The sequence below is a fragment of the Pseudomonas sp. CCI4.2 genome, from assembly GCF_034350045.1.
Classification (GTDB): Bacteria; Pseudomonadota; Gammaproteobacteria; order Pseudomonadales; family Pseudomonadaceae; genus Aquipseudomonas.
Genome location: NZ_CP133781.1, coordinates 784,958 through 800,678, shown reverse-complemented (window position 1 = coordinate 800,678; position 15,721 = coordinate 784,958). Strand labels below are relative to the sequence as shown.

At 58.1% G+C, this 15,721-nt stretch carries 8 protein-coding genes; 7 read left to right on the top strand and 1 reads right to left on the bottom strand.

The annotated features are described in order from the left end of the window. Window positions 1-180 precede the first annotated feature (180 nt). From glnE to RHM65_RS03485, 7 genes are all read left to right on the top strand, one after another. Window positions 181-3,129 (top strand): bifunctional [glutamate--ammonia ligase]-adenylyl-L-tyrosine phosphorylase/[glutamate--ammonia-ligase] adenylyltransferase, encoded by a 2,949-nt coding sequence (gene glnE, locus RHM65_RS03515; RefSeq protein ID WP_322167323.1) that lies wholly within the window; start codon window positions 181-183, stop codon window positions 3,127-3,129. A gap of 128 nt (window positions 3,130-3,257) precedes the next feature. Next, window positions 3,258-4,292 (top strand): lipopolysaccharide heptosyltransferase II, encoded by a 1,035-nt coding sequence (gene waaF / locus RHM65_RS03510; protein WP_322167324.1) that lies wholly within the window; start codon window positions 3,258-3,260, stop codon window positions 4,290-4,292. Window positions 4,293-4,303: 11 nt separating this feature from the next. Continuing rightward, window positions 4,304-5,365, top strand: coding sequence for a lipopolysaccharide heptosyltransferase I (gene waaC / locus RHM65_RS03505; RefSeq protein ID WP_322170678.1), 1,062 nt, complete (start codon window positions 4,304-4,306; stop codon window positions 5,363-5,365). Next, window positions 5,365-6,489: a glycosyltransferase family 4 protein gene (locus tag RHM65_RS03500; protein WP_322167325.1), complete on the top strand. Its 1,125-nt coding sequence runs from the start codon at window positions 5,365-5,367 to the stop codon at window positions 6,487-6,489. The genes waaC and RHM65_RS03500 overlap by 1 nt, the downstream gene beginning before the upstream one ends. Next, window positions 6,486-7,292, top strand: a complete 807-nt coding sequence (rfaP, locus tag RHM65_RS03495) for a lipopolysaccharide core heptose(I) kinase RfaP (protein WP_322167326.1) — start codon at window positions 6,486-6,488, stop codon at window positions 7,290-7,292. Before RHM65_RS03500 ends, rfaP begins: the two co-directional genes overlap by 4 nt. Window positions 7,293-7,355: 63 nt before the next feature. Beyond that, window positions 7,356-8,108 carry a lipopolysaccharide kinase InaA family protein gene (locus RHM65_RS03490; RefSeq protein ID WP_322167327.1) on the top strand — a complete coding sequence of 251 codons (753 nt, stop codon included), beginning with the start codon at window positions 7,356-7,358 and terminating at the stop codon, window positions 8,106-8,108. After that, on the top strand, window positions 8,108-9,544 hold the full coding sequence (locus tag RHM65_RS03485; RefSeq protein ID WP_322167328.1) for a lipopolysaccharide kinase InaA family protein: 1,437 nt from the start codon (window positions 8,108-8,110) through the stop codon (window positions 9,542-9,544). The genes RHM65_RS03490 and RHM65_RS03485 overlap by 1 nt, the downstream gene beginning before the upstream one ends. Before the next feature lie 64 nt (window positions 9,545-9,608). On the opposite strand, the gene RHM65_RS03480 is transcribed toward RHM65_RS03485, so the two are convergent. Next, a complete protein-coding gene (locus RHM65_RS03480; protein ID WP_322184247.1) occupies window positions 9,609-15,653 on the bottom strand; it encodes a membrane-targeted effector domain-containing toxin in 6,045 nt (2,014 codons plus the stop codon). Window positions 15,654-15,721: the final 68 nt, after the last annotated feature.

Below are 15,721 nucleotides of genomic sequence, written 5' to 3'. Positions count from 1 at the left end.
TGTTGTGATGTAAATCGATAATGTGAGTGCGAAGCGAACTGTAACAGGTTAAAACTTGATGCTGGCTGCTAATAAATCCTATTTTTCAGCTATTTATTACCTTTGTTTGACGATCCTGTCATTGATGCATTTCTTTCTACCATTGCGGCGGTCCCTTCCCACGCCGACCAAGGATAGACCATGAGCCTCCCTTTGCTGGCCGATCTGCCGGCCATCCTCCTGCCGTTTGTCGATCGTGCGCAACAGACTTTACGCACTAATGCGACGGCGTTATCGGACACTGCCTTGGCTCAACTTGATGCGTGGCCCGACACCCGACAGGTAACCTTCGACCGGGTGTGCGCGGCCAGCGATTTTGTGGCCGAGCAAGTGTCCCGTGACACGCAAATGTTTTTGGACCTGGCGGACTCCGGGCAGTTGGACCGCAGTTTTGCCGTGGGTGAACTGCGTGGCCAAATCTCCGCCGCCGTGCTGACCGCCGACACAGAAGACGACCTGGGCCGCCTACTGCGTCGACAGCGCACCCGGCATCAAGTTCGTATTGTTTGGCGTGACCTGACCCGCCAGGCCGACCTGATAGAAACCTGCCGCGACCTGTCGGACATGGCCGATGCCTGCATCGACTTGGCTTACCAATGGTTGTATCTGCGCCATTGTCAGCAATTGGGCACACCCATGGGTCGTCGCAGCGGGGAACCGCAGCAGATGGTGATCTTGGGGATGGGCAAGCTGGGGGCGGTTGAACTCAATCTGTCGTCCGACATCGACCTGATCTTCGGTTACCCCGAAGGCGGTGAAACCCAAGGGGTCAAGCGGCCCATTGATAACCAGGAGTTTTTCATCCGGCTGGGCCAGCGGCTGATCAAGGCGTTGGACCCGATCACGGTGGATGGCTTCGTGTTCCGTGTTGATATGCGCTTGCGGCCATACGGGTCTTCCGGCGCGCTGGTGCTCAGCTTTAATGCACTTGAACAGTACTACCAGGATCAGGGCCGTGATTGGGAGCGCTACGCCATGATCAAAGCGCGAGTCGTCGGTGGAGATCAGCTAGCGGGGGCGCAATTGCTCGACCTGCTGCGGCCATTTGTTTACCGACGCTACCTGGACTTTTCGGCCATCGAAGCGCTGCGCACCATGAAGCAGCTGATTCATCAGGAAGTCCGCCGCAAAGGCATGGCCGATAACATCAAGCTCGGCTCCGGCGGCATTCGAGAAGTCGAATTCATCGCCCAGGCGTTCCAGTTGATCCATGGCGGTCGCGACCTCAGCTTGCAGCAACGGCCTTTATTGAAGGTGCTGAACACCTTGGAAGGTCAGGGTTACTTGCCGCCTGCGGTGATTAGCGAGTTGCGCGAAGGCTATGAATTCTTGCGCTATACCGAGCATGCGATCCAGGCCATCGCCGATCGTCAGACCCAGATGCTGCCAGACGGCGAAGCTGACCAAGCGCGTATCGCCTTCATGCTGGGCTTTGCCGACTGGGCGAGCTTTCATGAGCGGCTGATGTATTGGCGCGGCCGGGTGGCGTGGCACTTTCGCGGGGTTATCTCCGATCCTGATGAAGAGGAGGGCGGCGAAGACAATGAAATGGTCGTCGGCGGAGAGTGGTTGCCGCTGTGGGACGATTCTCAGGATGAGGAAGCGGCTTGTCGACAACTGGAAGAGGGCGGTTTTGCCGACGCTGCTAACGCATTGAAACGCTTGTCGGGATTGCGCAACAGCCCGCAGTTACGTGCCATGCAGCGGCTGGGTCGCGAGCGTCTGGATGCCTTTATTCCGCGGCTGTTGGCCCAAACGGTCGAGCACAGCAACCCGGACTTGGTGCTGGAACGCGTGCTGCCGCTGATTGAAGCCGTTGCTCGGCGTTCGGCGTATCTGGTGTTGCTCACCGAGAACCCAGGGGCATTGCGACGCCTGTTGACGTTGTGTGCCGCCAGCCCGTGGATCGCCGAGCAGATCGCGCGCTTCCCATTGTTGCTGGATGAACTGCTTAACGAAGACCGTCTATTCAGTCCGCCGCTGGCGCCAGAGTTGGGCGCCGAATTGCGCGAACGGTTGACGCGTATTCCCGAAGACGACCTTGAACAACAGATGGAAGCCCTGCGCCACTTCAAATTGGCGCACAGCCTGCGTGTGGCGGCCTCGGAGATCAGCGGTCATCTGCCGTTGATGAAAGTCAGCGATTACCTGACCTGGTTGGCGGAAGCGATTCTTGAACAGGTGCTGGCGTTGGCGTGTCGACACACCGTGGCCAAACACGGCACACCGAAGCGTTCCGATGGCACCTTGTGTGATCCGGGGTTTGTCATCGTCGGCTACGGCAAAGTCGGCGGCATCGAGCTGGGCCATGGTTCTGACCTGGACTTGGTGTTTATCCATGACGGCGACCCGCAGGCCGAGACCGATGGCGCCAAGCCCATCGACAGCGCGCAATTCTTCACTCGGTTGGGCCAGCGAATTATTCACCTGCTGACTGCCCAAACCAACTCTGGCCAGTTGTACGAGGTTGATATGCGCCTGCGACCCTCAGGCGCATCGGGGCTATTGGTCAGTTCATTGGGCGCGTTTGATCGTTACCAGCGCAACGAAGCCTGGACCTGGGAACATCAGGCGTTGGTCCGCGCTCGGGTGTTGGTGGGCAGCCATGCAGTCGGCGCAGCCTTTGAGGCCGTGCGCGCCGCAATAGTGGGGCGCGAACGTGACCTACCTGCATTGCGGACCGACGTCAGTGAGATGCGCGCCAAGATGCGCGGGACCCTCGGTAGCAAGGCCACCGCCGCCGGAACGGCCGCCAACGCCTTTGAAGCCACGGCGCCGTTCGATCTCAAGCAGGATGCCGGTGGTATCGTCGATATCGAATTTATGGTGCAATACGCCGCCTTGGCGTGGTCCTGGGAGTATCCGCAGCTGCTGCGTTACACCGACAACATCCGCATTCTTGAAGGGCTGGAACAGGCCGGTCTAATCCTGGGCGCAGATGCAGACCTTTTGCGGGAGGCTTATAAAGCCTATCGTGCAGCCGCTCACCGTCAGGCCTTGCAGAAGCAGGCCGGGGTAGTGGGTGGTGATCAGTTCCATGCCGAGCGGCGAGAAGTGTTGCGGATCTGGGCGGGGTTAGGCTTGAGCTAATCAGTCTTGCCCGGCGAGCCAAGGGAAATGTGTCTTTATAGCTATGACGGGGAGGCGTCAGGTTGTGTGGAAGTGCTCCGCAACCTGAAAAGCCTCCCTGATCGTTTCTGGTGGTTTTTGGATTAAGCATGAGAATTCTGATCGTAGGGCCAAGCTGGGTCGGCGACATGGTGATGGCGCAAACACTGTTTCAGTGCCTGAAGCAGCGTCACCCTCAGTGTGAAATCGATGTGCTAGCGCCCGAGTGGAGTCGGCCGATCCTTGAGCGCATGCCTGAAGTGCGCAAGGCTTTGAGCTTTCCGCTCGGCCACGGTGTACTTGAATTAGCCACTCGCCGACGAATCGGCAAGTCATTGAAGGGGCAGTACGACCAGGCAATTCTACTGCCCAATTCCCTGAAATCAGCGCTGGTTCCGTTTTTTGCGGGCATCCCCAAGCGTACGGGGTGGCGTGGCGAGTTTCGCTACGGCTTGCTCAACGACGTGCGCACCTTGGACAAGCAACGTTACCCGCTGATGATCGAACGCTTCATGGCCTTGGCCTATGAGGCTGGCGCTGAGATCCCCCGACCTTATCCTCGCCCAAGCCTGCAAATCGATGCCGCTACCCGCGACGCCACGCTGCAGAAGTTCGGTTTGAGTCTTGATCGTCCGGTGTTGGCGTTGTGCCCCGGTGCCGAGTTTGGCGAATCCAAGCGCTGGTCGGCTGAGCATTACGCCAAAGTCGCCGAAGCCAAGGTCCGTGAGGGCTGGCAAGTCTGGCTGTTTGGCTCAAAGAAGGATCATCCGGTCGGCGAAAGCATTCGTGAACGGTTGATCCCCGGTTTGCGTGAAGAGTCAGTCAACCTCAGCGGCGAAACCTCGTTGGCCGAAGCGATTGATCTGATGTCTTGCGCGGACGCGGTGGTGTCCAACGATTCCGGGCTTATGCACGTTGCTGCGGCGCTCAACCGGCCATTGGTGGCGGTTTACGGCTCCACTTCGCCGGCCTTTACGCCGCCGTTGGCTGAACACGTCGAAATCGTCCAGTTGGGCATTGAGTGCAGCCCGTGTTTCGAACGTACCTGCCGTTTTGGTCATTACAATTGCTTGCGTCTGCTTGAACCCAAACCTGTGGTCGAGGCGCTGGGTCGCTTAGGCGGCACCCCGGTCGAGGTTTCCTGATTTTGTGTAGTTTGCGGGTACTGTTGATTAAGACCTCCTCCATGGGGGATGTGATTCACGCGCTGCCAGCGCTGACCGATGCTGCTCGTGCGCTGCCAGGCATACAGTTCGATTGGGTCGTCGAAGAAAGCTTCGCCGAGATTCCCTCCTGGCACCCTGCGGTGGCCGAGGTCATTCCGGTGGCAATTCGTCGCTGGCGCAAGAATCTCTGGCAAACCTTCAAGAACGGCGAATGGCGCGGCTTGAAGAAACGCTTGAGCGAAACCGACTACGACTTGGTAATTGACGCCCAAGGGTTGGTGAAAAGTGCGTGGCTTACCCGTTACGTGAACGCGCCGGTGGTTGGCCTTGATCGGCTGTCGGCCCGCGAACCCTTGGCGAGCCGATTCTATGATCGGCATTTTCCCGTCAGTCCAGAGCAGCATGCGGTGCAGCGCTCGCGGTTGTTGTTTGCGCAGGCATTGGGCTATGAAGTGCCGGACGATATCGGTGATTACGGCCTTGACCGCTCGCGCTTGATAGACGCACCCGTGGATGAGCCGTTCGTGCTGTTCTTGCATGGCACCACCTGGGCCACCAAGCATTGGCCGGAACTTTACTGGCGGCAGTTGGCGCAGCTCATGATCGGGCGCGGCCTGCACGTGCGACTGCCGTGGGGTAATCCTGCCGAGTTGGCGCGTGCCGAGCGCATTGCCCACGGGCTCGATAACGTTGTGGTGCTGCCCAAACTCAATTTAGCGGGTGTCGCGCGGGTGTTGGTCGGTGCTCAGGCTTGTGTCGCGGTGGACACCGGCCTCGGGCATTTGGCGGCGGCGCTGGATGTGCCGACCCTGTCGCTGTTCGGTCCAACTGACCCGGTGTTGACCGGTGCTTATGGTCGATCCCAGGTCCACATGGCCAGTGACTTCCCTTGCGCGCCCTGCCTGCAAAAGAAATGCACCTATCGCCCGACCGCTGAAGAACAGCGTCGTTTCGATCTAAATAGCGAGTGGCCGTTGTGCTTCACTCGTTTGAATCCCGAGCGAGTAGCCAGCCAATTGGGCTCGCTGTTGCTGGCAAAGGAACTCAGTTGATGCAGTTGGCTTTTGTACTTTATAAATATTTCCCGTTTGGCGGCCTGCAACGCGACTTCATGCGCATTGCCCTGGAGTGCCAGCAGCGTGGCCATCAGATTCGCGTGTATACCTTGACGTGGGAAGGCGAGGTGCCACCGGGTTTTGAGGTGGTGATGGTGCCGGTCAAGGCGCTGTTCAACCACACACGCTACGAAAGGCTTAGCGCCTGGGTCGAGGCGGATCTGCTCAAGCGTCCAGTGGACCGTCTGATCGGCTTCAATAAAATGCCGGGGCTGGATGTGTACTACGCCGCCGATGGCTGTTTCGAAGACAAAGCGCAAAATCTGCGTAATTCGCTGTATCGCCGCTGGGGTCGCTATCGCCACTTCGCCGCTTACGAGCGTGCGGTGTTCACCAAAGATGCGAAAACTGAAATATTGATGATTTCAGAAGTGCAGCAACCGCTGTTCGTCAAGCACTATGACACCCCTGCCGAGCGCTTCCATCTGCTGCCGCCGGGGATTGGCCTAGACCGCCGAGCACCCATTGAAGCGCCGCAAATTCGCGCCGAATTCCGTCAGGAGTTTGGTCTGGCCGATGATGACTTGTTGGTGGTGCAAATTGGCTCCGGGTTCAAGACCAAGGGCGTGGACCGTAGCCTCAAGGCGCTGGCCGCCTTGCCATCTGAGCTGAAAAAACGCACGCGACTGTTTGTAATCGGCCAAGACGATCCCAAAGTATTCCAGGTGCAAAGTGCCACGTTGGGAGTCAGCGAACAGGTGCAGTTCCTCAAGGGGCGCAGTGACATACCGCGCTTCTTGATGGGTGCCGATCTGCTGATTCACCCGGCGTACAACGAAAACACCGGCACAGTCTTGCTTGAAGCCTTGGTCGCGGGCCTGCCAGTACTGGTCAGCGCTGTCTGTGGTTATGCGCATTACATTGCCGAAGCCGACTGCGGGAGAGTGTTGACCTATCCGTTCGAACAGGCGCAACTCAATCAATACCTCGCTACCATGCTGGCTGATGATTCGGCACGGGTAGCCTGGAGCCGACACGGTTTGGTCTTTGCCGATACAGCGGACCTTTACAGCATGCCGCAGCACGCGGCCGATGTGATTCTGGCGGAGCACCACCGATGAAACTGATTCTCGCTGAACCATTCAAAAACCTCTGGAATGGACGTGATGCGTTCACCGAAGTCGAGGCGTTGGACGGTCAGGTTTATCGTGAACTCGAAGGGCGGCGCACCTTGCGCACTGAAGTGGAAGGGCGCGGTTACTTCGTCAAGATTCACCGGGGTATTGGTTGGGGCGAGGTGGCCAAGAATCTGGTGACTGCCAAGCTGCCGGTACTCGGCGCTGGTCAGGAGTGGCGGGCGATCAACCGCCTGCACGAGGTCGGCGTACCGACCATGACCGCCGTGGCCTACGGCGAGCGCGGGAATAATCCGGCCGCCCAGCATTCGTTTATCGTCACCGAAGAACTGGCGCCCACCGTTAGCCTGGAAGACTTCAGTATTCACTGGCGCCAGGAACCACCGGCACCGCGCCTCAAGCGCGCGTTGATCGCTGAAGTCGCGCGCATGACCGGCACGATGCACCGCGCCGGGGTCAATCACCGTGACTGCTACATCTGCCACTTTCTGTTGCACACCGACAAACCGGTGACCGCCGAGGACTTCAAGCTGTCGCTGATCGACCTGCACCGTGCTCAGACCCGCAAGACAATCACCTTGCGCTGGCGCAACAAAGACTTGGCGGCGCTGTTTTTCTCGGCGCTGGACATCGGCCTGACTCAACGCGATAAATTGCGCTTCATGTGTGGATACTTCCAACTTCCGTTGCGCCAAGTGGTCGCACAAGAGTCGGCACTGCTCGCGTGGCTGGAAACTAAAGCCAGCAAACTGTATGAGCGCAAGCAACGCTACGGGGATGCGCTGTGATGGTGGCTGGCAAACGGACAGTTTCGACAACCATGGCATCTCGGCTAATTCGTGGGAACGGCAATGAGTGACTTCATCGCAGCAACCGAGCGCGGGCTGCTTGAGCGACATGGCCTGGCTGATTTCAATTCGCTGTGGGACGTGCAACTGGACGCGGTGGATGAGCCCAATATCGGGCGCGGCGGGTGGAGCAGCGTGTTTCGTCTGGAGCTCGAAGGGGCGGGTTTCTACCTCAAGCGCCAAAATAATTACCTGACGCGAACCTTGCATCGGCCGTTCGGCGAGCCGTCGTTCTCCCGCGAGTTTCGCAACATTACTCGTTATCAATCGTTAGGCATCCCGTCCCTGCAGGCAGTGTTCTTTGGCGAACGCCTGATTGAAGACGAACGCCGGGCCATTCTGATGACCCGGGCATTGGACAGCTGGACTGACTTGGACTCGCTGTTACAGCAGTGGCCAACCTTGAGCGCCCATCAGCGTTTGGCGATTTTGCAGGCGTGTGGTCAGCTGGCGCGTACGCTGCACGCGGCCAATCAAGTTCATGGTTGTTTCTATCCCAAGCATATTTTCCTGCGCTCGCGTGCCAATGCGTATCTGGCGCAACTGATCGATCTGGAGAAAACCCGCCCGGCGTTTTTTGGCTGGCGTGACCGGATCAAAGACCTGGAGCCATTGCTGCGTCGGGCGCCGTTCTGGACCGAAGTTGAAGTGCGCGAACTGCTAGCGACGTACCTGCAAGCGGCTACCGACAGTGAGTTAGTCGGTCTCTGGTGGCAGCGTCTGGCGAAGCGCAGCAGCTATAAAGAGGCACTCTGATGCAGTTGTCAGAACTGAAATCCGCCGGGCGGACGCCGACGCTGCCTATTAACCTGGCGCTGGCCGACGCTGCCGGCCCGGCTGAATTGCAATTGTTGACCTTGTTGCGCGTGCTGCCGGGGCAACGCTATGTCGGTGCTGGCATCTGGCGCGGGCGTGCGGTGTTGGCGAAATTGTTGGTTGGGCCCAAGGCGGCTCGGCACTTTCAGCGTGAGCGCGACGGCGTTCATCTGCTGTCCGAACAAGGCATGAACACTCCTTTGTTGCTGGTCGAAGGCCTCAAAGAAGGCGAGGGTGGCTGGCTGCTGTTCGAGTTTCTGGAGAACGCGCAAAGCCTTGGCGATGCCTGGGCAGACGTCGAAGCATTGCCGGCACTGGCGCACGAGCAGCAAACGGTATTGGGCGAAGCACTGTCGGCAATCGCGACGCTGCACAGCAAAGGTCTGTGGCAAGAAGACCTGCACCTCGACAACCTGCTGCGCCACGACGGTCAGTTGTATTTGATCGACGGCGCGGGCATTCGCGCTGAACAGGCGGGTAAGCCGTTGTCGCGGCAACAGGTGCTGCAAAACCTCGGCGTTTTTTTTGCTCAGTTGCCGAAGACTTTGGAGCCGTTCACTGAAGAGCTGTTGGTGCATTACCTGTTGAGTAACGCCGAACACGCCCTGCCGATGGAAGCCCTGAAAAAACAGATCAACAAAACTCGCGGCTGGCGTCTGAAAGACTTCCTCAGCAAAGTTGGGCGCGATTGCAGCCTGTTCAGCGTCAACGACGGCCCTTTCAGTCTGCGCGCGATTCGTCGCGAAGAAGTGACGGCGATGTCGCCGGTGTTGACTGACGCCGATGCGTTGCTTGATCGCGGTCATTTATACAAGACCGGGGGCGCGGCCAGTGTGGGCCGTGTCGAGGTGGCGGGCCGTCCACTGGTGATCAAGCGCTACAACATCAAAAATTTCGCCCATTGGCTCAAGCGCTTCTGGCGCCCAAGCCGCGCCTGGCACTCCTGGCGTGAAGGTAATCGACTGGCGTTTCTAGGGATAGCGACGCCTAAGCCGCTGGCGTTGCTGGAGCTGCGATTCTTCTGGCTGCGGCGCAAGGCGTATCTGGTGACTGAGTATTTGCCGGGGCCGGACATCATCGAGCGGTTTGCGTCGCATGTGGTCTCGGGCATTGCGCCGGAAGCGGAGTTGCTGGCGCTTGATCACTTGTTTGCTCGTCTGATTGACGAACGCATCAGCCACGGTGATCTAAAAGGACATAACGTGTTCTGGCATCAAGACCGCTGGGCACTGATCGACCTCGACGCCATGTGCCAGCACACCTCGGCTTCATCGTTCGCCTGCGCGTTTGCGCGGGACCGAGCACGGTTCATGCGCAACTGGCCAGTCGAAAGCGCGCTGCACCAATTGCTGGAGCAGCGCTTGCCTCGGGGTTGAGATGCTCTTGTGCGGCCATCTGTAGGAGCCAACCAGTTGGCTCCTACAGATATTTCCAGGTCAATCAGCCGACGCGGATCAAATTCAGGTCCTCAAGTGCTTGAACCAGATCCCACAGATCATCGTATGGCTGCCGATGGATCGATTCCCATGCCGGGTGTTCGACGTACAACAGGCCTTGCTCATCCCGGCTAATAACAATGCGCTCAAGGCCGGTGTCTTTTGATCGATGCACGATCACCGAATGGTCCGGTATGGACTCATCGATCAGGAACATTCCAGGCTCGGTCAGCTCTGTCTCGGTCGACAAGACCAGGGGTGTTCTATCGACGACTGCTGATTCGGTGACGTAATCCAGCGTTTGCATTTCAAGGCGGTAATCGCTCTGCAAATAGATGCTTTCGCGGGCATGGTTTTCCACCAGATGTTCGCCCGGATCCCTGAATGGTCCCCGCACCGAGCTCGGGCCGACATCAATGACTCGAATTCCTATAGCCCCTTCAAGCTCCGCAACGCCGGGAACAATTTTCTGGAAAGTATTGGCGTGGGTGTTGCCCACCAAGGCAATCCAGTTGTGTGACCCCATGACTTCTTGGTGCTTGCGAATCGTACGCGAGGCAAAGAAGTTCATCATTTGCTGGCGCGTGGTGGGCGCCTTGTTTTTGAGGCCTTCCAGGTGATAACTGGCTGAGCAATCAATGGCCCTGACTTCCAGTCCTTGTTCCCGTGCCCGAATCACCAGGTTTTCGAAGGTGTAGACCTTGTTGGGGTCCGTGGCGTAATCCCGGTCGAGTTTCTTCAAATCATGCAACAGGGTCTTGCTCATCTGCCCGGTGTCGGCGAAGCGGTCGAGATCGGCTTGATGCAGGTCCGTCTGCAGGTGTTCCATGTACAAGGTTTTTACCTGCTTGCGCGAGAGGTGCGGCAGGTTGTCGATAATGAATTGTTTGCTGGCGATGGAGCCATGCGCTTCGCCCACAACTGCGCCCGAGGTGTGTCCGTACAGCGTGTCGATGAAGTCTGGAATCGTTGTCCCTGGTTCAACGTTGGGTAGCGTTGGACGCGGCGGTAGAGCAACGGCAATGACCTGTTGCGCATCTTGTTGCAGTTGCCTGCGCAGGTCGAAAAACGCGTCGCGGACTTGGGTCAGGTGTTCGTCGTTGAAGGCATAGTCGTCATGCAGCCCGCCGTCACGGAAGTTCGCCAGTTCATGCATCGTCGGTCGCAGGTCGATGGGCAGATCGTAATTGGCGTCGAGGAGGGATTGCTGGATGGCCGTGAGTGAATGTTCCGCCGGCCAGGCATCCGGATCGACTCGCTGCCAAAGGCCAGTTTCATCTAGCTGAAAACCATGGCTGCCCGCGAAAGTAACGCTGTCCGCAGCTGAATGGGCGTTGCCCTCGAACAGTCGATACAACGCATCGTCCAAGTGTTTAGTTGGGGCTGTAGGGGGGGTTACCGTGAGGGTTGCAATCCGGAAATCAGCCATTTGTAGCGTGAAGTCGGCCTTGGCAAACGGATCGCCGGCAATCGATCCCGCTGCATCGCGACTCACTCGCGACGCGCTGCCAGCGGGGAGGCCTTCGAATCGCACACTGATCGCACCATTGAGTTCAGCGATCCCCGGGACCTGCCGCCAAGTGTTCGCCATTTTTTGGTCGAGCAACGCGATCCAGCGCCGTTGCGGCAGTGCCGTCGTGTCTGCGGCAATTACGTTGCTGCCAAAAAAATTGCTCATTTTTTGGGCGGCTGCAGGGTCATCTGCGGCAATGGCTACAGGGTTGTTATTGGACGGGTAGCTGACCGCCGAGTTGAACGGTTTGACCTCAATACCGTGTTTATGCGCGGCCTTTATGAGGTGGTAGTAGTCGTATTCCTTACTCTGATTATCCAGGGCGCCACCGTCGAGCTGTTTAAGGTGGTATTTGATCTCATGGGATCCCGATTTCGTCTTGCTGCCCAGTTTTTTGTACTTGGCCAACTTCCTCGGGTGGAGGTCGGTGAACAGGTGCTCGATGTACAACACTTCGACTTTTTGCTCGACGAGCAGCGGCATGTTGTCGATCAGCCATTGCTTACTGACTACCGAACGGGGCGCTTCGCTGATCACCAAACCATTGGTTTTTCCGAAGATCCCGTTGAGCAACGTCTCTGGCCGCGCCGCCACGTCAAACAGCGGAAGGTCGGGTCGGACTGGAAGTCTGACCTGTTCAAAAAAGGCGCTTGCGTCCCGGTAAAGAGCCTCCCTGAATCCTGAGTACGCTTTACGCAGGTCCGCGTAAATCTGCTCCATCCATTGCTCGATTCCAAGGCCGCTAAGGCCCAGCTGTGCTGCCGAGGGGTCGATGATGCCGTGCGTGTAAGGCCGCATATTTGGGGGCAGTTCGTAGCTGTTCAATTCGCTGGCTGCTGAAGGTGGGTTGGCAGCTTCTTCCTCCAGTGGATGAAAGTTCGGACGCCCGCCGCCGCGCAGGTTCAGGTCGACCAGCTGCCATTGGTCGTTGCTATCGAAGTAAACCGGTTGCTTGCCGAAAAAGGCGAAGGGGTTATTGCCATCGATGATATGCCAGCAACGCATTCGTGCGTCGAATTGGACCCTGAACGTCAGGCCCTGCAGCTCGATGTAGTGTTGGCCCTGAACCAGAGTGACGCCTTTGGCATGCCCGCTGGCGATAGGCGTTGTCTCTCGCAATGACACACTTACGGCATAGGCTTGATTGAGCGTGCCCTGGGGAATGGCCGGATCGGTTTCTCGGCGCAACGGCTGCCAGACCCCAGCGCTATTTTTTTCCGCAAATTGACCGGTGGGGATCAGCTCATCGGGGTGGCGAACATTCATCCTGAACAGCGGCGCGTGAGCGTTCGGGGTTGGACTTCCTGCCCAAAACTGCTCACCGTGAACCTGCATTGGGCGAAGCTGTTCAACGGGCGGTGACATTCGTTGGAGGTGTTTAGCGGCGTTGAGCACCTGTTTTTTTCCGCCATTGCCGGCCACATTGCGCAGGACATGGCCAAACCCCTTGAGCCCCGAATGCAGGTCGCCCGCGGCGCCGAGGCCATTGAACAGCGAGCTGAGAAGGTAGCCACTGGCGGCTTCCCTGTCGCCGTCGCTGAAAGCTTCGAGCGCTTGCAAGCTGTCACGCATCGCCAATAAAGCACCGACCGCGAAACTGGCAGGGGGAAAGGGCAGGGTGACGGCGGTGGCGATCAGTTCGACGCTGGTCCAGATCAGTTTTCTGAGCAGGTCGTTGCGTCCGCTGATGGTGTCTTCGACGTCGTGGACTTTACGTTGGATGATCTGGTTGAAGTGCTGATCGTAGAGGTCCGTCAGTGGCGAGTCGGGCAGTATCGGGGGCTGACTGTTCCCGCCTGCTTTCATGTCCGCCAGAAAGAACGCCAACTTGCGGTTGGCGCTGATGCGGCAGCGATCCTTGTAGTAGTCACTCATACCGTGGTGTTTGAGCGTGTCAACAAAACTGCCGAGCAGGCGGAAATCCAGTCCGTCGGGCGCGTTAGGGGTATAGAGCAACGCGTCTCGGGCGTTGCCGGTGTGGTCCGGGGTCAGCACATGGCAGCCAAGCGCGGTTTCGGTTCGGGCGCCGGGCAGTGGCAGGAAATCCAGCAAGTTGCCGAGTTCAGGCACGTCAGTTGCGATCAGCGGGTTATTCAATTTGAACTGCAACGGGTAAAGGGGATGGCGACGACGAGTATCTGGTTCGCTGACGTGCATCTGCTCAATGGATGCCTTGAGCCACTGATATTGGTGTGCGTTGATTTCGTTTTTTAGATGGCTACGCAAGGCGGCAGCTTTCATCTGTAATTGGGTGATGAGCAGGCTGGTACGGCGACGGTACGTATAGCCCGTGCCGTGCGCATTGAGCAGCGTGCTTTTGATGTGAGCCACGTACTGATCGCTGAGCCACGCACCGTGTACCGAACGCGCCACTTTCTCGGCCGTTAGCGGCGTCAGGTCGATACCGTCGGGGCCCTTGAATCGAGCGTCGGTCAAAGCGTTGGTGGTGATCGGGTTGACGCTGTCGTCGTAGCCGTTGCGCAACATCTGAGTGTAATTCAGGGTTTCGCGGCTCGAAATGATCATGATTTCGTCGGGGTCGACCTCGCCCTCAGCGGTCCCGAGCAGTTCATTGATTTTCTGTGTGGCTCGCCGATGCACGTAGTCATCAAACGTCTGAATCTGCGCATGGGCTTTGGCCTCGTAGTGCACGTGGGCGGCATTGATGGCGTCCTCGAGTGCAACCAACTCCTGACGTTGGCTTGCGCTGGCGTTCAGGTACCAATGTGGAGTGTGTTGTTCCTGTTCGGCGAGCATCACCCCAATGCGCTTGTTCACCAGTGCGCGTAGCCCTTCGTCATAAGCCTGGGCCTGGGTGAAGGTGATGAAGTCGGCCGGTGGCTGGGGTTTTTGTTTCAGTCCGGACAACTGCTTTTCGAGGGCGATACGTTGGGTAGCGGGCACCTGCTTGAGCAGGTATTCGCTCATGTCCGGGAACGCGCTCCAACTCGTCAATTCCTGACGCAGCTGATTTTCGTTGTCGAACCCTTGGAATTGACGGCCTCGCGGGTTTTCGGCCATGAACATCACCAGGCGTTCGAGCTGGCCTTGCGCGTCTTCTTGGCGGAACAGCAGCAGGTTGCTCAATACGTCGTGGTTGTTCAGCTTCACCTGCTGCACGCCTATCGCCCCGCCCGTTGCTTCACCGGCGGCTTGATTGAAGGCTTCGATCAAGTTGAAGTCCCGTGGCAGGATATGACCTTGCAGCTTCGCCGCGTAGGCCATGGCCGTCACCTGCTGGCGGGTCACGTCGCGCATGACCCGCTGGACGTTTGGCGATCCGTATGCTTCTCGTTGCACTGGGGCGAAAGCGCTGCGTAAGTCCAGCGTCTGGATCAGTTCGCCAATATAGCCGTTGGTCAGTCCTGGGTAGGCCGAGCCAAGCGGCTGCCCCTGAAGAGTGACGGTGCTCCACGTCAGGAAAGCCGAACCCGCGTCCATGTCGCCGGGATGCAGACCGTAGAGCGCCAGTTGAGTCAGTGAACGGGTGACTTTATAGGGCTCGTTGCTCAGCGGTAACGTGCGCCATGTGGAAATCATCAGGTGTTGCGGGTTCAGATCATGGCCCAGATCGTTTTCGATTCGAGCGCGCAGGCGCTCGGTGGCAAACTGCTCTGGTGACGAAGCGCCGCCGAGCAGGCTCGATAATGCAGCACGTGCTTGCTCGTACTGTTTCAGGCTTTCGCCGTAGTGCAAGAGTTCTTCCCGGCTCGCGAGCGTGAACCAGTCCGGCAGGGCTTTGCGTTGCTTGCTTGAGTTGCTGCTGATGTCACGCAGTGCAAGCATCGCCGCTGGGCCAAAAAGTCCGGTCATGCGGATGGACTGATTGAGCAGATGTGCTCCGCCTTCGAACGCATGGCTGATATCCGCGCGTTGTTTGTCCAGTTGCCTGTCGAAAACGTGTTCGAACGGCGTATCCGCAATGGGCGTCAACTGCCAATCAAGCGTATCGAAGGGCTCAAGAAACAGGTCAGGGTCGGTTTCGATCTCGAGGAGCAGGGCCTGGAACCGTTGTTCGACATTGTTTAGCAACAGGCTGCGCAGGGCCGAGTTGTTGACCCAATGGGTAAGGGACTCAAGCAGCAACGCCCGGGAGCTAAACCCCTCCACGCCATAACCCGGCAGCGCCAGTAACGTCGGCCCTTGGTGAGCGATGATTACCAGCGCACCGGCCAACTCAACGGTGTTTTGATCATTGAGCTTCAGTTGCAGGCTATAGAGTTCAGGTGCGAGGTAAGCGCCACTGTCTGTGGCCGACAGTGGCAGGCATTCGTTGTAGATAGAGTGCAAGGAACCGTCGGCGATTTTCAGCGCGACTTCATCGCGCATGGCTTGCCCAATGCCGGCAATGAACAGCTCACGCCGTGGTGTGTTTTGGGCGCTGGGTGCGCTCCAGAAAAAATCGATTCGGTTATGTATTTCTTGCAGTGTCAGGCCCTCAGGCTCTGGCAAGTGCGCGAGTTCGTTGGTCAGCGTGGTGCTAAGTGCTGTCAGGCGGCTGAGTAAAACTGAGGTGTTATTCAATAATGTCTGCATGCAGGACTCTTTAGTGGAGGCGTGGGGTGTTTCACGTCAATCGAACCAAAAAATCCAGAAGGCGGAGT

Bases quoted from the DNA above. Each gene is read 5' to 3' on its own strand.
- RHM65_RS03490 (WP_322167327.1), top strand. From the start codon at position 7,356: ATGAGTGACTTCATCGCAGCAACCGAGCGCGGGCTGCTTGAGCGACAT.
- RHM65_RS03480 (WP_322184247.1), bottom strand. From the start codon at position 15,653: ATGCAGACATTATTGAATAACACCTCAGTTTTACTCAGCCGCCTGACA.
- RHM65_RS03500 (WP_322167325.1), top strand. From the start codon at position 5,365: ATGCAGTTGGCTTTTGTACTTTATAAATATTTCCCGTTTGGCGGCCTG.
- waaF (WP_322167324.1), top strand. From the start codon at position 3,258: ATGAGAATTCTGATCGTAGGGCCAAGCTGGGTCGGCGACATGGTGATG.
- RHM65_RS03485 (WP_322167328.1), top strand. From the start codon at position 8,108: ATGCAGTTGTCAGAACTGAAATCCGCCGGGCGGACGCCGACGCTGCCT.
- rfaP (WP_322167326.1), top strand. From the start codon at position 6,486: ATGAAACTGATTCTCGCTGAACCATTCAAAAACCTCTGGAATGGACGT.
- glnE (WP_322167323.1), top strand. From the start codon at position 181: ATGAGCCTCCCTTTGCTGGCCGATCTGCCGGCCATCCTCCTGCCGTTT.